At 72.7% G+C, this 18,796-nt stretch carries 17 protein-coding genes; 8 read left to right on the top strand and 9 right to left on the bottom strand.

Annotated features, from left to right (window positions below; all coding sequences use genetic code 11):
- Window positions 1–86: 86 nt before the first annotated feature.
- Window positions 87–1,322: an amidohydrolase gene (locus AAW13_RS19365; RefSeq protein WP_046727717.1), complete on the bottom strand. Its 1,236-nt coding sequence runs from the start codon at window positions 1,320–1,322 to the stop codon at window positions 87–89.
- Window positions 1,323–1,510: 188 nt separating this feature from the next.
- On the opposite strand from AAW13_RS19365, the gene AAW13_RS19360 reads away from it, so the two are divergent.
- Window positions 1,511–1,750, top strand: coding sequence for an antitoxin (locus AAW13_RS19360; RefSeq protein WP_046727716.1), 240 nt, complete (start codon window positions 1,511–1,513; stop codon window positions 1,748–1,750).
- A gap of 15 nt (window positions 1,751–1,765) precedes the next feature.
- On the opposite strand, the gene AAW13_RS19355 is transcribed toward AAW13_RS19360, so the two are convergent.
- The 3 genes from AAW13_RS19355 to AAW13_RS19345 form a co-directional block, all read right to left on the bottom strand.
- On the bottom strand, window positions 1,766–2,704 hold the full coding sequence (locus tag AAW13_RS19355; RefSeq protein WP_046727715.1) for an MIP/aquaporin family protein: 939 nt from the start codon (window positions 2,702–2,704) through the stop codon (window positions 1,766–1,768).
- A 188-nt stretch (window positions 2,705–2,892) separates the two neighbouring features.
- On the bottom strand, window positions 2,893–3,558 hold the full coding sequence (locus AAW13_RS19350; RefSeq protein WP_046727714.1) for an SDR family NAD(P)-dependent oxidoreductase: 666 nt from the start codon (window positions 3,556–3,558) through the stop codon (window positions 2,893–2,895).
- A gap of 68 nt (window positions 3,559–3,626) precedes the next feature.
- Window positions 3,627–4,295, bottom strand: coding sequence for a hypothetical protein (locus tag AAW13_RS19345; RefSeq protein WP_046727713.1), 669 nt, complete (start codon window positions 4,293–4,295; stop codon window positions 3,627–3,629).
- Between the two features lie 588 nt (window positions 4,296–4,883).
- Between AAW13_RS19345 and AAW13_RS19340 the strand changes: the two genes are divergently transcribed.
- On the top strand, window positions 4,884–5,789 hold the full coding sequence (locus tag AAW13_RS19340) for a formylglycine-generating enzyme family protein (protein ID WP_052768475.1): 906 nt from the start codon (window positions 4,884–4,886) through the stop codon (window positions 5,787–5,789).
- 18 nt (window positions 5,790–5,807) lie between these two features.
- On the opposite strand, the gene AAW13_RS19335 is transcribed toward AAW13_RS19340, so the two are convergent.
- Together AAW13_RS19335 and AAW13_RS19330 are read right to left on the bottom strand one after the other, a co-directional pair.
- Window positions 5,808–6,545 (bottom strand): DUF4232 domain-containing protein, encoded by a 738-nt coding sequence (locus tag AAW13_RS19335; RefSeq protein WP_046727712.1) that lies wholly within the window; start codon window positions 6,543–6,545, stop codon window positions 5,808–5,810.
- Window positions 6,546–6,733: 188 nt separating this feature from the next.
- Window positions 6,734–7,453 (bottom strand): DUF6445 family protein, encoded by a 720-nt coding sequence (locus tag AAW13_RS19330; RefSeq protein ID WP_240528652.1) that lies wholly within the window; start codon window positions 7,451–7,453, stop codon window positions 6,734–6,736.
- Window positions 7,454–7,666: 213 nt separating this feature from the next.
- On the opposite strand from AAW13_RS19330, the gene AAW13_RS19325 reads away from it, so the two are divergent.
- Window positions 7,667–8,458: a DUF4142 domain-containing protein gene (locus AAW13_RS19325; protein ID WP_206306235.1), complete on the top strand. Its 792-nt coding sequence runs from the start codon at window positions 7,667–7,669 to the stop codon at window positions 8,456–8,458.
- A 1-nt stretch (window position 8,459) separates the two neighbouring features.
- Here AAW13_RS19325 and AAW13_RS19320 read toward each other — a convergent pair whose 3' ends face one another.
- Window positions 8,460–10,106: a glycoside hydrolase family 13 protein gene (locus AAW13_RS19320; RefSeq protein WP_046727709.1), complete on the bottom strand. Its 1,647-nt coding sequence runs from the start codon at window positions 10,104–10,106 to the stop codon at window positions 8,460–8,462.
- Between the two features lie 328 nt (window positions 10,107–10,434).
- Between AAW13_RS19320 and AAW13_RS19315 the strand changes: the two genes are divergently transcribed.
- The gene (locus AAW13_RS19315) at window positions 10,435–11,388 is read left to right on the top strand and encodes an LAETG motif-containing sortase-dependent surface protein (RefSeq protein ID WP_046727708.1); all 954 of its coding nucleotides are present in this window, start codon (window positions 10,435–10,437) and stop codon (window positions 11,386–11,388) included.
- An 82-nt stretch (window positions 11,389–11,470) separates the two neighbouring features.
- On the opposite strand, the gene AAW13_RS19310 is transcribed toward AAW13_RS19315, so the two are convergent.
- Window positions 11,471–12,532 (bottom strand): nucleoside hydrolase, encoded by a 1,062-nt coding sequence (locus tag AAW13_RS19310; protein ID WP_079178861.1) that lies wholly within the window; start codon window positions 12,530–12,532, stop codon window positions 11,471–11,473.
- Window positions 12,533–13,061: 529 nt separating this feature from the next.
- Between AAW13_RS19310 and AAW13_RS19305 the strand changes: the two genes are divergently transcribed.
- On the top strand, window positions 13,062–13,841 hold the full coding sequence (locus AAW13_RS19305; RefSeq protein WP_046727707.1) for a hypothetical protein: 780 nt from the start codon (window positions 13,062–13,064) through the stop codon (window positions 13,839–13,841).
- Window positions 13,842–14,012: 171 nt separating this feature from the next.
- On the opposite strand, the gene AAW13_RS19300 is transcribed toward AAW13_RS19305, so the two are convergent.
- A complete protein-coding gene (locus AAW13_RS19300) occupies window positions 14,013–15,356 on the bottom strand; it encodes a helix-turn-helix domain-containing protein (protein WP_046727706.1) in 1,344 nt (447 codons plus the stop codon).
- 208 nt (window positions 15,357–15,564) lie between these two features.
- Here AAW13_RS19300 and AAW13_RS47430 point away from each other — a divergent pair, with 208 nt between their 5' ends.
- The 3 genes from AAW13_RS47430 to AAW13_RS19290 all read left to right on the top strand — a co-directional run bounded on the left by AAW13_RS47430 (window position 15,565) and on the right by AAW13_RS19290 (window position 18,785).
- On the top strand, window positions 15,565–15,687 hold the full coding sequence (locus AAW13_RS47430) for a hypothetical protein (RefSeq protein ID WP_276207594.1): 123 nt from the start codon (window positions 15,565–15,567) through the stop codon (window positions 15,685–15,687).
- A 159-nt stretch (window positions 15,688–15,846) separates the two neighbouring features.
- Window positions 15,847–16,611: an NPP1 family protein gene (locus AAW13_RS19295; protein ID WP_046727705.1), complete on the top strand. Its 765-nt coding sequence runs from the start codon at window positions 15,847–15,849 to the stop codon at window positions 16,609–16,611.
- 200 nt (window positions 16,612–16,811) lie between these two features.
- Window positions 16,812–18,785, top strand: a complete 1,974-nt coding sequence (locus AAW13_RS19290) for a YncE family protein (protein ID WP_046727704.1) — start codon at window positions 16,812–16,814, stop codon at window positions 18,783–18,785.
- The last annotated feature ends 11 nt before the right edge of the window (window positions 18,786–18,796 follow it).

Here is an 18,796-nt window from a genome sequence, read left to right as displayed (position 1 = left end):
GTTCAGGGGTCGGGGTTCAGGGGCCAAGGCTCAGGGGTCGGTGATCAGGGATCGAGGATCAGGGGTCGGGGTTCAGGGGGCGGGGTTCAGGGGGTCAGCCAGTGGGCGGCTGCTGCGAGGAGCGCTCGGATGCCCGTCTCGATCGTCGGCTCCTGGACGGGGGCGAAGTGCGGGGAGTGGTTGGAAGGGATCTGCGGCGGGATGCCGTCGCGGACCAGGGCCTCCAGGTCGACGTCCGCGTAGAGCGCGAGGTCGGCGCCGCCGACGAACCAGAAGACCGAGGGCACGCCCAGGGCCGTACCGAAGGCGCCGAAGTCCTCGCTGTTGGGGACCGGTGAGGTCAACTCGAAGGTGAGACCCGGGAATTCGGCGTCCAGCGCGGCCTGGACGGCTTCGGTCGCCTCCGGGTCGTTGTGGGTGACCGGGAAGGAGTCGATGGGCACGATCTCCGGCTCCCGCGGCGCGGCGGAGGCGGCCGCCTCGGCCCGCACGATCCGCTCGACGGCCGCCAGCACCCGTTCCCGTACGGCCGCCGTGGTGGACCTTATGTTGATCTTCAGCTCGACGCTGTCCGGGATGATGTTCTCCTTGGTCCCGCCGTGGATCGAGCCGACCGTGACGACGGCCTGCTGGCCCGCGGCCACCTCCCGGGAGACGACGGTCTGGAGCCGCAGCACCACGGCGGCGGCCAGCACCACCGGGTCGACGGTCGCCTCCGGCGTGGACCCGTGCCCGCCCCGCCCGAACAGCGTGACCCGCAGGCTGTCGGCGCCCGCCATCAACGCCCCCGCCCTGGTCCCGACGAGACCGGCCGGCGCGCCCGCCACATGCTGGGCCAGGCACACGTCCGGCCGCGGGAACCGGTCGGCGAACCCGTCCGCGAGCATCTTGGGCGCCCCGCCCACCTCCTCGGCCGGCTGGAACACCGCGACCACCGTCCCGCGCCACCCGTCCCGGACCGCGGCCAGCTGCCCGGCCGCCCCCAGCAGCCATGCCACGTGCATGTCGTGCCCGCACGCGTGCATCACCCCGTCGTTCCGCGATGCGTTCGGCAGCCCGGTCTCCTCGGTGACCGGCAGCGCGTCCATGTCGGCGCGCAGCAGTACGACCGGACCGTCCCCGTTGGCCAGCACGCCCACCACGCCGGTGCCGCCGACCCCCTCGGTGACCTCCCAGCCCTGCTCCCGGAGCCGGTTCGCGACCAGCGCCGCGGTCCGCTCCTCCCGGAACGACAGCTCCGGGTGCGCGTGCACGTCCTCGTAGAGCGCGCGCAGCTTGGGCAGCCGCTCGCTCAGGCCGGTCAGGAGGGGGCTGGTGTTCATGGCGTCTCTCCAGGGGGTGATGGGCCGCTCGCCCGTCGGGTCCGGATGCGGGATCAGCCTCGTGACCGTACTTCACCCGTGACCGCGCGAGTCCGTCACGGGGCGCCCCTTCCGCGCCCCGCCGGGCACCCCGGGCGCCGTTCCGTGCGGTCTTGTCAGCGGCGGCCCGCACTGGCGACGATGACCACATGTTCGATGGACTCGACGGACTCAAGGACCTGGCGGACAAGGCGAAGGACAAGGCCGAGGACATCGCCCGACAGCACGGGGATGTCCTCGACAGCGGCCTGGAGAAGGCCGGCGACCTGGTCGACGAACGGACCGACGGCAAGTACGCCGACCAGATCGAAACGGGGGTCACCAAGGCACAGCGACTGGTGGAGCGCCTGGGCAGGCAGGCCGGGGAACCGGGGGATCCGCAGCCCTAGGCACCGCCCCGACGGTCAGTTCTCGTCCGTGGTGGGCCGGGTGCGGCCGGGCTCCGGCAACTCGCCCAGCTTGAGCCGGGCGTGCAGGACGTCACCGATGAACAGGTCGTAGAGCAGCACGCCGATCACACCGCCGATCAGCGGACCGACGATCGGGATCCACCAGTAGCCGCTGAACCAGGCCCCGTCCCCCGGGAACGCGAGGCTCTTCCACCCGGCGAACCAGGTGAGCAGCCGCGGCCCGAAGTCGCGGGCGGGGTTGATGGCGTAGCCGGCGTTCGCGCCGTAGGACATGCCGATGGCGGCGACGGCGAGGCCGATGACGAACGGGCCGAGGTTGGACCCCACCGCCGTGTTGCGCAGGTCGATGACCGCGACGACGAACATGACCAGGAAGGCGGTACCGACGATCTGGTCGATCAGCGGCCCCCAGGTCCCGCCGTGGAAGTACGGCGCCGGGAAGGTGGCGAAGATCGAGAAGGTGGCCTCGGTGTGGCCGTTGACCTTGGGCGGTTTGGAAATGGCGTCGAAGGCGTTGATCGCGTCGTGGTACACGAGGTAGACCAGCGCGGCGCCGGCGAGCGCGCCGAGCACCTGCGACACCCAGAACGGCACCACCTTGGCCCAGGGGAACCTGCGCCGGACGGCGAACGCGAGGGTCACCGCCGGGTTCAGGTGGGCGCCGCTGACGCCACCCGCCACGTAGATGCCGAAGGTGACGGCCAGCGCCCAGCCCCAGGTGATCAGGAGCCAGTCGCCGGCGGCGAGGAAGATCGTCGTGGGCGTCGCGGCACGCCCGGACCCGGGCAGCGCCGCGACCGCCATGGCCACGACCCCGCAGCCGAACGAGATCAGCACGAAGGTCCCGAGAAACTCTGCCAGGCACTCACCGAGCAGGCCTCCACGGCTTCTGAGCCGGGAGGGTTTGACGAGCGGAGGAATTTCCACAGCCATCGCTGGCCCCCTTTAGCCATCGCCGGCTCCCTGCGGGGAGCAATCAGGCCGAAAACCATTTTGACCCACAAATGATGTTCGCGCAGATCCGCCTAAAAGGCACGACGATGGGGCAGGACGGGCGTATGGGGAGGGGCTGAGGGGGGACGGGCAAGGGGGCCGAGGAGCGCGGGGGACGCGGGAGGGGGTCAGCTTTCCAGGTCGTCGGCGTAGTGGCGGAATCCGTGGCGGTCGCGGTGCATCGCCCAGAGCGTCTCGGCGAGAACGGCCGGGTCCTTCCGCTCGTGCCCGGTCACGATCGCCCCGGGGATGACCAGCTGCCCCACGTGGATCCCCTCGCCGGCGAGCCGGTCGTGCAGGAGGTGTCCGTACGCGCTCTCGGCGGCGAAGGCGATGGAGGTCCCGGCCCGGTCCGGATGCGGGATGACGGCGGTCCCCCCGTTGACGAACAAGATGGTCCCCCGGCCCAGTTCCCGCATCCCCGGCAGCACCTGCTGCACGGCGGCGACGGGCCCGTACACCGAGAACTCGACCGGCCCGAGCAGATCGGCGTGGGTGGTCTCCAGCACCGGCCGCATGAAGTCGGCCTGCGGCACCGGGCTGTACTGGAGGACCTCGACGGTCCCCAGTTCCTCACCGGCCCGCGCGAGCGCCGCCGCGAGGGCGGCCGGGTCCCGCACGTCGGCGGAGTACCCCCGGGCGTCGATGCCGAGCCCGGCGAGCTCACGGGTGAGCACCCCGAGCCGGCCGCCGTCCCGGGCGACGAGCGCGACCGCGTACCCCTCCCGCCCGAACCGCCGGGCGACGGCGGCCCCCAGCCCCGGCCCGGCTCCCACGATGGCGACACTGCTCACGACGTGACTCCTGACGACTAGGGCGGCCTGCACCTAGCTCCGTACCGCGCGCCGCCCGACTTCACACGTCAGTCCTCCGGCGGCCGGCCCTCGATCAGGCGTTCCGCGATGTCGTCCGCCCAGGCCTGGGCCCAGTGGCGCAGTTCGGTGATCGCCCGGTCGTCCAGGCCGAGGACCGCGAACTCCCGGTCGTCGATCCACTCCGTGCCGGTCAGGCGGGACTGGAGGTCGGCGAGGTCGAAGGTGTCCCGGGCATGACGGTGGCCCAGGTCCTCCAGATCGGGGAGGGACCAGCGGTCCGCCGCGGCGCGCACGATCAGCAGGTCCCGGGGCAGACCGCGGTCGGTCAGGGCCCACACCCGCATGCCGACCACGTCCTCCAGGGCCAGGGTCAGGCCGAGTTCGGTCCGGACCGGCGGATGCCAGAGTGCCTCCTTGAGGATGTCGACCTCGCTCTCGTCCCCGGCGACCGCGTCGGTGACGAGGAGCCGGGCGGAGAGCGGGTCGGTCTCACGGACGACGACCTGCCAGCCGTGTTCGCGCAGGGCCGCCGTCACCGTGCCGACGATCATCCGCATGGGCGCCGGGTGCTGCGTCGCGACGTCCACGGTCCGGCCGGGGCGGTCGAACAGACCGTGGGCCACGGCCGCGTGGTCTCCGGTCAGGGCGAGGGGGTACGCGGCACCGGCCGACAGCACGTCGGGCAGCAGGCGGGAGTACGGTTCGGCGAGGTTCACGGGGCGGCGACCGGGGTCCCGTGCGGGCGTCCGGCGGCCGGGCAAGATCGGACCATGGCCCGATTATCACCGGCCGGGCCGCGCCCCGACGTCGGCACACCGACCGCCCGCACCGCACCACCGCCACCCGGCACGACCCACGAACCCCCTTCCCACCGGCCACCCACAGCCCCCGGAGCCCGCAGCCCGACCACCGCACGGACACGGGACCCGGAGCGTCCCCCGCCGAGGGGCGGACTCGGGTGCTGGGGCGTGCGGCTGCCCCCGTCGCCGCGCGGACACGGGACCCGAAGCGCGCAGCCCTCCGTCGGCGGGCGGACCCGCAAGGGGGCCGTGCGGCTGCCCCCGTCGCCGCGCGGACACGGGACCCGAAGCGCGCAGCCCTCCGTCGCCGCGCAGACTCGCAAGGGGGCGTGCGGGTGGCCCCGACCACCGCGCGGACACGGGACCCGGAGCGCGCAGCCCTCCGTCGGCGGGCGGACCCGCAAGGGGGCCGTGCGGGTGGCCCCGTCGCCGCGCGGACACGGGTGGTGGGGTGCCGGGGCCGGCGTCGGGGCCCGGCACAGGTGGTTGCGGGAGACTCCGGGCATGGAGACCAACCCGTCGGCGTCCGCCTGCTGCGCGCCCTCCGTTCCGGCCGTGGCCCGGCCCTCGACCCGGTCGCTGCCCGGTCCGGGCAGCCCCGCGCGGGGCGTTCGGGGCATGGTCGCCCTCCCCGGTGGCGCGTTCCTGATGGGGACCGAGGACGCCGACGGGTTCCCGGCGGACGGCGAGGGACCGGTACGGTCCGTGCGGGTGCCGCCGTTCCTGATCGACGTCTGTGCCGTGCGCAACGACGAGTACGCCGCGTTCGTCGCCGACACCGGGTACGTCACCGACGCCGAGCGGCTGGGCTGGTCGTACGTCTTCGCCGGGTTCCTGCCCGCCGCACTGCGCCGGGGCGCGCCCCGGCCGCCGGGGACCCCCTGGTGGTGCGCGGTCGCGGGGGCCGCCTGGCACGAACCGGCCGGTCCCGGCAGCGGCCTGGACGGGCTGGGTGACCACCCCGTCGTCCACGTCTCCTGGTACGACGCCGCCGCCTACGCCTCCTGGGCCGGCAAGCGGCTGCCCACCGAGGCGGAGTGGGAGTACGCGGCCCGCGGCGGTCTGGAGCAGGCCCGCTATCCGTGGGGGGACGAGCTGGACCCGGACGGGGAGTACCGGTGCAACATCTGGCGCGGCACCTTCCCCACCCGCAACACCGCCGCCGACGGCTACCGGGGCACCGCCCCCGTCGACGCCTTCGCGCCCAACGGGTACGGCCTCCACAACACCTCGGGCAACGTCTGGGAGTGGTGCGCCGACAGGTGGTCCGCCGGCCGCGTCATCCGGGGCGGCTCCCACCTCTGCCACGCCTCCTACTGCAACCGCTACCGGGTCGCCGCCCGCACCGCCAACACCCCCGACAGCTCCACCGGCCACACCGGCTTCCGGTGCGTGCGCGACGCGCCGTGAACCGAGGGCGCGCCGTGGTCATTCGCCGACGGGGCCGATGTACGTCCCGGGGTGGGTCGCGCCGTCCTGGAGCACCACGGCACCGCCGTGCCAGGGCAGGTCGAACGAGGTGCGCTGGTTCGGCGCGGTGACGACGACCGTGGTCGGCGTGAACGTGCCGGAGTCGCCCTGTGCCGGCACCAGGAAGGTGATCGTGAAGTTGGTGGAGGCGCCGTTGGCCAGGGTGACCCGGTGGGGGGTGGCGCTGGTGCGCTGGAGCGACCACTTCTGACCGCTGTTGACCAGGTCGACGCCGGGGAAGCCGTACATCGTGCAGGTGTGGCCGCTCTTGTTGGTGAACGCCACGACCGCGTGCTTCTGCTGGCCCGTGCCGCTGCCGGGGTCGGCCCAGGAGTAGGAGAGCTGGGAGGACTGGCAGACGGGCACCGAGCCGGCGGCGGAACCCCCGGAGGAGCTGCCCCCGGAAGCGGACGAACCGCCGGAGGCGGACGACCCGGAGGCGCTCCCGCTCCCGCTGCTCCCGGAACCCGAGCCGGCGGTCGAACCGCCACTCGAACCGCCACTCGAACCTCCGCTCGAACCGTCCGCCGTCGTGGAGTCGCCCGCGACCGGGGCGGCCTTGCCGCCGTCCGCGCTGACGGAGCCGCTCGCGGTGCCGTTGCACGCGGTCAGCAGCGCCAGCAGCGCGGCGGCGCCGGTCACGGCGACGGCGTTCTTGCGGACGTTCGTACGGCGGTCGCGAAGCTGCTTCGGCATGGTGTCCCCAGCGGTGGTGATCTCCCCGGCTCTCTGCCGGACACCCCTTTCGATGCGAGCCCCTGGAGGGAAGTTCGGAGATCGCCGTCACGGACCCGTCGTGGTCGTGTCACGCCCGCTGTTACGAACCGCCGTCACGGACCGCCGCACAGCCTGCCGTCACAGCCCGCCGTCGCGGACGCGGCCGCTCACGCCATCCAGAAGAACACCGCCGTCATCCGCTTCTCCTCCAGCGTCTTCCCGGCGTAACCGGTCGCGCTGTGCACGAGGTTGGCGTTGTAGAGGAGCAGCCGGTTGTACCTGTGCGGGACGCGCACGTCCTCCTCGAAGTGGTCGCCCGGCACGAACCGCGTACCGAGGGCCTCGACGAGGTTGTTGTGCGGGGCCTGCACGATGTTGCCGCCGAGCCGGCCGCCGGGCAGTGACTGGCGGTAGAACGCGGTGCCGCAGTCCTTCGCCACTCCGGGGTTGAGGTACAGCACCGCCGCGTACCGGCACAGCGCACGCGAGTCCGTGTGCGGGCGCGGCTCGCTCTCCCCCTCGCCCACCACCTGGACGCAGTTGTGGTTGAGGGTGCCGCCGCCGGGCGCCTGCTGCACCCACAGCTTCCCGGCGCCGGTGGCCTGCCGCACCAGCGCTTCCACGACGTCCAGTTCGGCGGGCTCCAGACCGGGCATGGTGCGCAGGCCGGGCCAGGTCTCCGCGGTATACGGGTAGCCCTGGACCCAGTCGTCCTTGGCCAGGCACCGTTCCCGTACGGCGTCCACGTCCGGCAGGACGTCGTCGAACACCCAGTAGTCACGGCCCCTGGTGGGCTTGCGGTAGGGGAGCACGGGGAGCGTCGCCGGACCCCGCGGAGCCGCGCCGTTGGGCAGCCGGGGAACTCGGGGCGAGGAGTGTGGGGGCATGCGGCGAAGCCTGCCGCCCGCTTTGTCATGGCCACATAGATCAGGGGAAATCATCACCGTCCGCTGGCGAAGACATGGCCAGGTGGCGGGTCCGGCCGAGGAAGGCCTCACAAGTTCTTTGCCAAACCAAAAGGTTCCGAACGCTTTCCTGTCCGTACTTCTCTGCGTCCGACCCCGCGGCACGCGGGACCCCCGACCGGGCCGGAGGCTCCGATGCCCTTTTCGCGTAACGCGACAGGCACTCTCTTCGTGGGAGGTGCCCTGAGCCTGACCCTCGCGGCACTCGCCTACCCGAGCATGCTGGGCGTCAACACCACGTCCAGCGCGACCACCAGAGTCATCGCCAACACCCAGTGGGGGCCGCTGACCGAGGGCGACCGCGACTTCGTGGTGAAGGTGCGCGCGGCCGGTCTCTGGGAGTACCCGGTGGGCCAGCTCGGGCTGAAGAAGGGCACGACCCCGGCGGTCATCACCGCGAGCAAGCACCTGATCGACGGCCACGCGGCGCTGGACATCAGCTGCCGCAAGATCAGCCAGATGCTCAACATCGCCATCCCCAACGTGGCCTCGCCGCAGCAGCAGGGCTTCGTCAGCACCCTGACCGCGGACAGCGGGAAGAAGTTCGACACCGACTTCGCCAACATCCTGCGCGTGACGCACGGCTCGATCTTCAACACCATCGCGAAGATCCGCTCCACCACCGAGAACACCCTGGTGCGCACCCTCGCCGACCAGGCCAACGCCACGGTCCTCGACCACATCACGGTGATGGAGCAGACCGGCCTGGTCGACTTCCCCTCGGTCCTCTTCCAGGAGACGACCGCGCCGAAGCTGCCCGCCACCGACCTGACCCCGCCGCCGCCGGACCCGGGCCAGCCGCAGGTCGTGCTCACCCCGCCGGTCAACAGCACGACGAAGCCGCCGGCGCTGCCGGGCGAGCCGGGCTTCACGGGCAGCGGCGCCGGGGTCGGCAACGGCGGGACCCCCAGTCCCACCGCAGGCTGAGTCAGGCGCCCAGCCACACCGTGGTGTCGGGCGGCAGCGTGCCGTCCAGCGGCAACGGCACGCTGGCGAGCAGCACTTCGCCCGGCGGCAGCGGCACCGGCACGTGCGACACGTTGGTGACGCACCGCCAGCCGTCCGACCGGGCGAAGTGCAGCACACCCTCGGGCGCCTCGGCCCAGGTCAGCGTCTCGCCGTCGAGCAGCTTGCGGCGCAGCCGCAGCGCGGTGCGGTAGAGCTCCAGGGTGGAGCCCTCCGCACCGGCCTGCGCCTCGACGGCGTACGACCCGAACCACTCCGGCTGCGGCAGCCAGGCGCCGGCCGTCCCGAAGCCGTACGACGGTCCGCCCGTCGTCCACGGCAGCGGTACCCGGCAGCCGTCCCGGCCCTTGCGGACATGGCCCGTCTGTTCCCAGATCGGGTCCTGGAGGACGGCCGTGGGCAGGTCGGCGACCTCGGGCAGCCCGAGTTCCTCGCCCTGGTAGACGTACGACGAGCCGGGCAGCGCCAGCATGAGGAGCGTGGCGGCACGGGCGCGGCGCAGCCCGTGCGCGGCATCGGTCCGCGGGGCGTGGCCGCCGGACAGCAGCCAGGCGTTCTCGTCGGTGCCGGGCGGCAGCACCAGCCGGGAGGCGTGCCGTACGACGTCGTGGTTGGACAGCACCCAGGTGGCGGAGGCGCCGGCCGCGCCCGCGGTGGCCAGCGAGTCCGCGATCACCTGACGCAGCGCGTCGGCATCCCAGGGAGCTTGCAGATACTCGAAGTTGAAGGCCTGGCCCAGTTCGTCGGGGCGGGCGTAGAGAGCGCGGCGGGCGCCGGGCACCCAGGCCTCGGCGACGGCCGTGCGGGGCGGGCTGTAGGCGTCGAAGATCTTGCGCCAGTCTCGGTAGATCTCGTGCACCTCGTCCCGGTCCCAGTATGGGTGGGTGCCGGGCGGCACCCGCTCCAGCGCCTCCTCGCCGGTCGACCCGAACTCGGACACGTCCCGCAGCGGCTCGGCGAGGTCCTTCACCAGGGCGTGGGCCACGTCGATCCGGAAGCCGTCGACGCCCCGGTCCGACCAGAAGCGCAGGGTGGTGCGGAAGTCGGCGCGGACCTCCTCGTGCTCCCAGTTCAGGTCGGGCTGTTCGGGGGCGAAGAGATGCAGGTACCACTCGCCGTCCGGGACCCGCTGCCAGGCGCTGCCGCCGAACACCGACTGCCAGTCGGAGGGCGGGAGTTCACCGCGCCTGCCACGGCCGGGCCGGAACACGTACCGGTCCCGGGCCGGGGAGCCCGGACCGGCCCGCAGCGCCGCCTGGAACCAGGGGTGCAGATGCGAGGTGTGGTTGGGGACGACGTCGACGATCACCTTCAGGCCCAGCCGGTGCGCCTCGGCGGTCATCGCGTCGAAGTCGTCGAGGGTGCCGAGGCGCGGGTCGACGTCCCGGTGGTCGGCGACGTCGTAGCCGCCGTCGGCGAGCTCGGACGGGTAGAACGGGCTGAGCCACAGGGCGTCCACACCGAGCGCGGCCAGATGGGACAGCCGCTCCGTGACGCCCTTGAGGTCACCGAGTCCGTCGCCGTCCGCGTCGGCGAAGCTGCGCGGATACACCTGGTAGATCACGGCCTGACGCCACCAGTCGGGGTTCCTGGAGGAGAGGTCGACCACGCTTGTTCCTTTCGGACGAAGAGACCCGGACGAAGAGACCGGACGGCGGGACCCGGACGGCGGGACCCGGACGGCGGGACCCGGCGGGGGCACCGACTGGAAGCCTGTCCATATTGCCGCGAAAGCGAACCTTCACACCGGCCGGAGCGGATCGTTCCCTGTGTGAGGGAGTTGTGATGGTCTCCGAACGGACCTTGCTTCAGGGCAGGTTGACAGCATTCGGCGGGGCCAACCACCATGGGCCGCACACCGTGGCGCATGTGACCAATGAGCCCCGTGTTTCTTCGCCGCACTCCGCATCCGCTGACTTCCGCACGATGGGATATCCATGTCCATAGCCAGCCATGTCACCGCGCGCCGCCTGCTGGGGACGGGCGTCGCGTCGTTCGCCCTGTGTGCCGCCACCGTCGCGGGCGCGTCCGGCGCCTGGGCCCACGGCGGTGCCCCCGGCGGCGACGGCTGGAACTCCGGCGGCCACTACAGCCCCGGCACCGGGGCCGGCACGGAGACCGGCACCGACAAGTGCCAGTTCTCGGTCGACGGCTCGAACTTCTTCGACTCGGTGAAGGTCGACGACCAGAACCTGAAGGTCACCGACGACGGCAAGGTGCACATCAAGGTCCGCGCCGCCGGTGGCGCCGCGAGCTGCACCGCCTCGCTCGCCTCCTACATCGCCCACGGCCCCACCTTCGCCACCTCCGGGCAGCAGATCTTCGTCGACTTCGACTCGGTGACGGTCAAGCAGGGCCAGACCGACTCCCTCGACATCTCGGTTCCGGACGCCGGCTGCTTCGCGCAGATCGACCTCTACCGGGGTGCCGTCAAGTTCGACGGCGACAAGGGCGCCAACGACGGCTTCGAGCACGGGGACCTGCCGGCCGGCCCGGACCACGCGGTCATCAAGGACAAGCTGATCGCGTCCTGGAACGGCGGTACGAAGGACTGCTCGACGAGCGAGTCCCCGTCGCCGTCCCCGTCCGCCCCGGCGCCCTCGGAGTCGGAGTCCACCCCGGCCGAGCCGTCCACCCCGGCCGCGGAGACCACCACCCCGGCACCCTCGGAAAGCTCCTCGACCGGTACCGCGACCCCGACGCCCTCCGCGTCCGAGTCGAGCACCACCCCGGCGCCCGCGCCGAGCACCGACTCCGGCCGTGGCGGCGACCTCGCCCACACCGGTGCCAGCTCCAGCACCGGCTACCTCGCCGCCGGCGCGGCCGTGCTGCTGGCCGGCGGCGGCGCGATCGTCGTCGCGACGCGGCGCCGGAAGGCGGCCCGCGGCTGACGCGCCGCCGCCCCGCACCGACGGGTGCCCCGGCCGTCACGGACGGCCGGGGCACACGCGTGTCTCCGTTCAGCGGGTGTCCTCAGGTCACCTCGCCCGGCCCGCCCTGGGTCCCCGGCCCGCCCTGGGTCCCCGGCCCGCCCTGGGTCCCCGGCCCGCGCTGGGTCGTCGCCGCGACCGTCCGCAGATAGAGCCGTACGTACCGGGGCACGTCCACGTCCAGCGCCACGTCCACCAGGGACCGTTCCCGGCCACCGCCGTGGATCTCGGCCTCGCCGGGGCGCGGGCGCCGGTCGACGATCGTCTGGCCCCGGGTCGGTCCCGGCGCCAGCGACACCTCGACCGGCAGCAGCCGGGTGGTCAGCCCGCCCGGGTCGGCCACGGCACACACCGCGCCCGCGTCACCGAGACCGCCGGCCGCGTCGTCGCCGGCCGCGGCCACACCGTCCGGGTCCGGTGCGGCGGGCCGGTGCGCGAGCAGGTCGCCGGCGAGCCGGGCACCGGGCTCCGTACTGGCGCGCAGCCGTCGTACCTCCGCGCCCGGCACCACGACCCGCTGGAAGACGTCCAGGCCGTACATGGTGATCGGCACGCCCGCGGTGAGGAGCACGGCGGCCGCCTCGGGATCGTGCCAGACGTTGAACTCGGCGACCGGGGTGGCGTTGCCGGTGGCGACCGCGCCGCCCATGAACACGATCCGCTCGATGTTCCGGGTCACCTCGGGGTGGGTGCGCAGCAGCAGGGCGATGTTGGTGAGCGGCGCGGTGGGTATCAGGGTGACCGGCCGGGGCGAGGCGAGTATCTCGCGGCGCAGCAGCGTCACGGCGTCCACGTCGACGGGGCGCCCCGCCGGTGCGGGCAGCCCCAGGTCACCCATCCCGTCCGTCCCGTGCACGTGCCGGGCCGACCGGGCCGCCTCGAGCAACGGCCGCTCCGCGCCCCGGGCCACCGGGACGTCCCCGGCGCCGACCCGCTCCAGCACGGTCAGGGTGTTGCGGACCACCCCGTCCACGTCCGTGTTCCCGGCGACACAGGTCACCGCCCGCAGCTCCAGCCCCGGGTGCCGGACGGCGAACAACAGGGCGAGGGCGTCGTCGACCCCGGTATCGCAGTCGATGATCACAGGAATGCGCTGACCGGCCACAGAGGGCTCCTTCCGTCAGCCCCGACCTTACGCACGCCCCGAAACCCCCACCCGGCCAAGCCCCGCTCACCGACACCGACACCGACACCCTCACCGACAGCGCACCGACACCCACACCCGTATCGACACGCGGACCGGCATCCGCACCGACACCGGTAACCGGCATGCGGACCCGCATCCGCACCGACACCGCGCCCGCACCCGCACCCGTACCGACACGCGCACCGGCGCCCGCACCGGCACGGCGGGACCCGTCATACGGCACCCGGGATGCTCGGGGGCGGGGCTGGGCGGGCGGGGCGAGTGCCGGAGCGGCCGGCCGGAGGAGGACCGCTCGCGGTGCTCCGGGGATGCGACGGATCCGGAGCCGTCGTGAATGCCGCGGAGCCGTCGTGAATGCCGCACGGGCCGCCCGTCCGGCCGGACAGGCTCACCCGGACGGGTCGGAGCGGTGGTGTCCGGGGTCGTGCGGTGGTGGCGTGGGAGCAGCCGTTTCCGCCGCTGGTCCTGGTTCCCGGGAGGCCCCGCCATGAGAGTCACCGCCTCCGGTCTTGCCTTGGCCGGTCTGCTCGCCGTCTCCGCGTGCACGGCGGGCCCGGCACCGCGGGCCGACGCGCCCGGGTCCGCCCCGGCCGCCGCCGACCGGCCCGCCCCGGCCAGCGCCGCCGCCTCGCCCGGCGCGTCCGGCGCCCCGGCGCTCACCGTCGACCAGGCGCAGGCCTCGCTGATCAGCGAGGCGGACCTGGGGGTGCCGTGGACGGCGAGCGAAGGCACCGCCACCTGGCACGACGGGCTGCTCAAGGCGACCACGGCGCAACCGGACTGTCAGCGCCTGCTCGACGCGCTGTACGCCGACGACGTGGTCGGCGCCCCGGCCGGACCGCAGGCCGTCGTCACCCTCGACGACGGCGACGACGCCGCCCAGCTCCGCTACCAGGTGGACGCGAGCCACGCCGCCGGCCTCGACCGGACACTGGCCTGGCTGCGGACCCTGCCCGGCAGCTGCGGACGGTTCACGGCCCAGACGACCCGCTCCGGTGTCGAACTCGTCCAGGTGGCCGACGCCGGCCTGCCCGTACTGGGGGACGCGCGACAGGGCCTGCGCGTCACCGTCACCTGGCAGGGGTCCGCCGACACCGACCCCAGCACCCTCACCCTCGACCTCGCCGTGGTCCGCGTCGGCGACGACGCGATCGTCCTCACCACCGGCGCCCTCGGCACGCTCCCCTCGGACACCACCGGACAGGCCCTCGGCACCGGCGTCCAACGCCTCGCCCAGGCCCGCGAGAAGGGCCGCGCCCAGGCCTGAGGCCCGGTCCCGCGGCCGGGGGCCGGCGGGTCTCATAGGGGTCGGACGGCTGCCGCACCGTCCTCAGTGCCGTCGCGTCCAGTACCGGCGGCCAGGCCGCGTCCGTGCCCGGTCGGCCCTCGGGGTGCCAGGTGCCGGTGACGGTGACGGTGACGGTGACCCAGATCCTCCCTACAGCGGCGGCTGGGCCGGTGCCGGGCCCAGGGTCGTCGTACCCGGGGCCGTCCGGTGACCGAGGCCGGTGCGGTACGCGTCGAGGGCCGCCTCCACCCGGCCGGTGCGGCGCAGCAGGTCGCCGAGGAGCCGGCACAGGTCCGCGAGGTCGCCGGCCGCGCCCGCCCGCTCCAGCAGGCTCAGCGCCCGGACGTAGTGCTCCTCGGCCGCCTCGGTGTCCCTGGCGTCCTCGGCGATGATGCCGAGCAGCCGGTGGGCGGCGGCCGAATGGACCGCGCCGCGCTCGGAGTTGAGGTCGCCGAGCACGTCGTGGAGGAGGCCGGCGGCCTCGTCCGACTTGCCCCGCCGGTGCAGGACGTCGGCCAGCTCCACGGCCGCCTGGCTGCGGTACAGGGCGGCACGGGTCTCCGACAGCATCGCCAGCGCCTCCCGCAACTCGGCCTCGGCCCGCTCCAGTTCGCCGTTCTGCGCGCATACGTAGCCCCGCATCCAGTGGCAGTTGGCGAGTTCGGTGCGCAGCTGGAGCTGGCGGTACAGCTCTGCGGCCTTGGCGAGGGAGGCGTCGGCCTCGGCGACCCGGCCCTCGGCGAGCAGGGTACGGGCGACGGACCGGTGCATCCGGGCGATCAGGGCGGGGTCGCCGGCCTGCGGGGCGAGGGCGAGGGCGAGTTCGGCGGCCTGGGCGGCGCGGGCGTGGGCGCCCATGTCCATGTAGGGGCCGATGGCGGAGGCGTAGAGGAGCAGCAACGCGTCCGGGTCGTGCAGGCCGCCGCGGTTGAGTTCGTCGAGGGTGGACTCCAACAGGTACACGGCGTACCGCAGTTCACCGGCGAGGTAGTGGCTGACCGCCCGGCCGCGGATCGCCGGGACACGCACCGGCAGCGGTTCGCCGGCCGTCCACAGCTCGGCCCGTTCGAAGAACTCCCTGGCCCGGCCCAGCTCGCCGGTGTCGAGGGCGCACTCGCCCATGCCGAGCAGCGCGGTGGCCTGTTCCACGGCCAGCCCGTGCGCCTCCGCCTCCTCGAAGAGGGCCGCGTACTGGGCGGCGGCCTCCTCGGCGGCGCCGGTGGCGAGGGTGCGCTGGGCCTCGGTGAGCCGCAGCCTGAGGTCGGTGGCGAGGTGGGCGGGGCGCCCGCTGGCCAGCTCCTCGAAGCCGACGCCGAGCCGTCCCGCGATGTGCCGCAGCGCCTCGTCGGAGGCCCGTACCCGGCCCGCCTCCAGCGTGGAGATGTAGGCGGGTGTGTAGGCCGGTTCGGCCAGCTGCCGCTGGGTCAGCCCCCGTTCGGTGCGCAGTTGCTGCACCCGTCGCCCTATGGTCTCCGGGTCGTCCCGTTCCTGCATGGTGCCATTCCCCCCAACTCCCCCTGAACCTCTTGCCGTTGAGCTCTGACTGCCCCTAGGTTAAACGGCGGATTAAACCTGCTTAACCCGCCCCTGTTGTTGCGAGGTCGCCGTGCCCGGACGCACATCCGCACGCCCTGCCGCACGCCCCGCCGCGCTTCTCCCGTCCTGGATCCGCTCGTTCGGCGGCACGCCCACCGTCCGTAGTGTGGCAGCCGCCGTGATCGCGGTGGTCGCACTCATCACGGCCGGCAACGCGGGGCCGGCCGGAGCGGCGGACAGCGGGCCGCGGTCGACCGCCCCGGCCGCGGCCGACCAGGCACCGCGCTGAACACGCCGACTGCCCACCTGTGGACGCGGGTTGGTCAGTTCCGCGAAATGCCGCCCGCCGTTTGACAGAAAGCCCTTCCATCACACGCCCGGGACCGACACTCTCTCTCCAGCCGGATGTCATGTCCGGACCCGATCGTGGACCGACTGGAGCCCCCCGATGTCCCGAACCAGGACCCGCCGACTCGGCCGAGCCGCCGCCGTCGTGGGCAGCGCCGCCGCGCTCACCCTCGCTCTGCCGTTCAGCGCCTCCGCGGGCGTGCTACAGAACCTGCCGGAGAACGCCACCACGTTCCAGAAGTTCTTCGAGCCGCTGTACGACTACGACACGGACAGCTGCTACCCCGCCGCCGCCATCGACCCCGACGGCAACCTCAACGGCGGTCTCAAGCCGACCGGCTCGGTCACCGGCCAGTGCCGCGACGGCCATCTCGACCACGCGAACACCTACTCGCGGGCCAAGTGCAACAACGGCTGGTGCGGGATCATCTACGCCAGCTACTTCGAGAAGGACGAGGCCTCCCCCGGCATCGGCCACCGTCACGACTGGGAGTGCATCGTCGTCTGGGTGAAGCAGGGCGCGGACTACCCGTCGTACCTGTCCGCCTCCCAGCACGGCGACTTCGAGACCGAGGCGGTCGCCGACGTCCCGATGAGCGGCCAGCGCGTCCAGGTCGTCTACCACAAGGACGGTCTGAGCACCCACGACTTCCGGTTCGCCAAGTGGGGCGAGACCCCGGAGAACGACGACGGCGCCTGGCACCAGGAGAACCTGCTGACCTGGGACAACATGGCGTCCAACCTGCGGGACGTGCTGAACGCCTCGGACTGGGGTGACGCGAACCTCCCGCTCCAGGACGCCAAGTTCGACGACCACCTCGACAAGGCCAAGCCGAGCGCGATCACCTTCGACGCGTACGCCTGACCGAACTCCCGCCCCCGCCCGCTGCGACCGAACTCCCGCCGCCGCCCGGGAATCCCGGATGCCGATTGTCAGTGGCATGACTTAGTCTTCGTTGCATCCGCCACACGCGGCCCACAGGGAACTCACACAAGAGGACCCGGACATTCGTGGGCCGCGTTCTGTGGCGCCCACTTCATTCGATCCGGGGGGTTCGAATCAGCGTGCGTATGCGCACCGTCACGGCCGCCACCACCCTGGCGGTCCTCTTCAGCTCCGCGGCCCTGGCGGCCGCTCCGGCCTACGCCGACACCAGCGGGCTCCTGCCGGTCAAGTCGGTCGGTGACATCGTCGTCGACGGCGCCCACCAGCAGGTGTTCATCAGCGACCCGAGCAACGGCAAGATCGTCGTCACCGACTACTCGGGCAACGTGCTCAAGCAGCTCACCACCGATCTCTCCGGGGTCGACGGCCTCGAACTGTCCGCCGACTCCGGCACGCTCTACGCGGCCGTGCAGGACAAGGACGCCATCGCCGTCATCGACACCGCGACCGACACCGAGACCACCCGCTACGCGGTCGGCGACAAGCCGCTGAGCGTCGCCCTCGCGGGCGGCAAGCTGTGGTTCGGCTACGGCGGCGACGCGGGCGGCAACATCGGCTCCGTCGACCTGGCCGGCGACCAGCACGAGGTCACCCTGAACCAGGACAACAGCTGGTACTCCGCGCCGGTCCTGGACGCGGCGCCGGGCTCCGACATCCTGGTCGCCGGCCAGCTGGGCCTGAGCCCGGCCACGGTCGCGTCCTACGACGTCTCCTCGGGCACCGCCGCCAAGCTGGCCAGCACCCGCGAGGCCGGCAGCAACCTCGGCGACCTCCAGGTCACCCCCGACGGCAAGGACGTCGTGGTGGCGAGCGGAGCGCCCTACTACCACCAGGTGTTCAAGACGTCCGACCTGAACGAGGACGGCAAGTACACCACCACCGCCTACCCGAACTCCGTCGCGATCGCGCCCGACGGCACGGTCGCGGGCGGCAGCTTCGCCTGGTACGACCCGGACGTCTACATCTTCCACCCGGGCAGCAGCGAGGCCGTCCGCTCCTACGACTTCCCGAACACCGGCCACTCCAGCGGCGCGGACACCCTCGCCACCGGCGGGCTGGCCTGGGCGCCGGACGCCTCCCGCCTGTTCGCGGTGACGTCCAACGACGCCGACGTGTACTCCCTGCGCGAGTACGACGCCCCGGCCAAGGCCGCCGGCACCCTCACGGTGAACGCCCCGGCGTCGGCGACCCGCGCCAAGCAGCTCACCGTCACCGGCAAGCTCTCCTCGACGGTCGCACTGCCCGCGGGCACCCAGCTCGCGGTCACCCGTACCGACCTGGAGTCCCCGAACGGCAAGGCACTGCCCGCGGTCACGGTCAAGGCGGACGGCACCTACTCGTTCACCGACACCCCGCCGGCCGGCGGCAAGGTGACGTACCAGGTCACCTACGCGGGCGACGCCGAGCACACGGGCGCCACCGCCAAGGACACCGTGGACGTCTCCCGCGCCAAGCCGACGCTGACGCTGAACAACAACGGCAAGGTGTACGCGTACGGGAAGGACGTGAAGTTCACGGCCCACCTCGGGACCACGTACAAGAACCGCTCGGTGGAGATCTGGGCCGACCCGTTCGGCTCCGACAAGCCCAACAAGCTGGTGAAGTCCGGCAAGGTCGACTCGCACGGCAACCTGTCCGTCGTCCTCGACCTCAAGCGCGACACCAAGGTCACCGCGAAGTTCTCGGGCGACGCCCGCTGGCAGCCGCGCTCGGTGTCCAGCACGGTGGGCGCGAAGGTCAGCGTCTCCATGTCGGTCAGCCGCCAGTACAAGTCGAAGAAGGCCTGGGGCCAGACCTACTACTACTTCCACAAGACCAAGAACCCGCTGTTCACGACCAAGATGCCGTACTACGACGGCCGTGCCCAGCGCTTCGACTTCCAGGTCTACTACCAGGGCCGCTGGTACTCGGACACCTCCCAGTACTTCGCCCTGGCCACCAGCGGGATCTCGAAGGTCGAGTTCGGCGGCAACCACAAGGAGGACGTCGGCTGGCGCTTCCGGGTCCGCTCCGACTACATCAACGGCTCGTCCGGCGACACCGTCAACTCGACGACGTACGGCGCCTGGAAGTACTTCACCTTCACGAGCTAGCCGGCCGGCTC

It is taken from the genome of Streptomyces humi (assembly GCF_001005085.2).
Classification (GTDB): domain Bacteria; phylum Actinomycetota; class Actinomycetes; order Streptomycetales; family Streptomycetaceae; genus Streptomyces; species Streptomyces humi.
The sequence above is the reverse complement of the archived record's forward strand: the minus strand, read 5'-3'. Positions and strand labels throughout refer to the sequence as shown.

Excerpts from the sequence above, each read along its gene's own strand:
- AAW13_RS19365 (WP_046727717.1), bottom strand. The coding sequence starts at position 1,322 with ATGAACACCAGCCCCCTCCTGACCGGCCTGAGCGAGCGGCTGCCCAAG.
- AAW13_RS19360 (WP_046727716.1), top strand. The coding sequence starts at position 1,511 with ATGTTCGATGGACTCGACGGACTCAAGGACCTGGCGGACAAGGCGAAG.
- AAW13_RS19355 (WP_046727715.1), bottom strand. The coding sequence starts at position 2,704 with ATGGCTGTGGAAATTCCTCCGCTCGTCAAACCCTCCCGGCTCAGAAGC.
- AAW13_RS19340 (WP_052768475.1), top strand. The coding sequence starts at position 4,884 with ATGGAGACCAACCCGTCGGCGTCCGCCTGCTGCGCGCCCTCCGTTCCG.
- AAW13_RS19335 (WP_046727712.1), bottom strand. The coding sequence starts at position 6,545 with ATGCCGAAGCAGCTTCGCGACCGCCGTACGAACGTCCGCAAGAACGCC.
- AAW13_RS19330 (WP_240528652.1), bottom strand. The coding sequence starts at position 7,453 with ATGCCCCCACACTCCTCGCCCCGAGTTCCCCGGCTGCCCAACGGCGCG.
- AAW13_RS19325 (WP_206306235.1), top strand. The coding sequence starts at position 7,667 with ATGCCCTTTTCGCGTAACGCGACAGGCACTCTCTTCGTGGGAGGTGCC.
- AAW13_RS19315 (WP_046727708.1), top strand. The coding sequence starts at position 10,435 with ATGTCCATAGCCAGCCATGTCACCGCGCGCCGCCTGCTGGGGACGGGC.
- AAW13_RS19305 (WP_046727707.1), top strand. The coding sequence starts at position 13,062 with ATGAGAGTCACCGCCTCCGGTCTTGCCTTGGCCGGTCTGCTCGCCGTC.
- AAW13_RS19300 (WP_046727706.1), bottom strand. The coding sequence starts at position 15,356 with ATGCAGGAACGGGACGACCCGGAGACCATAGGGCGACGGGTGCAGCAA.
- AAW13_RS19295 (WP_046727705.1), top strand. The coding sequence starts at position 15,847 with ATGTCCCGAACCAGGACCCGCCGACTCGGCCGAGCCGCCGCCGTCGTG.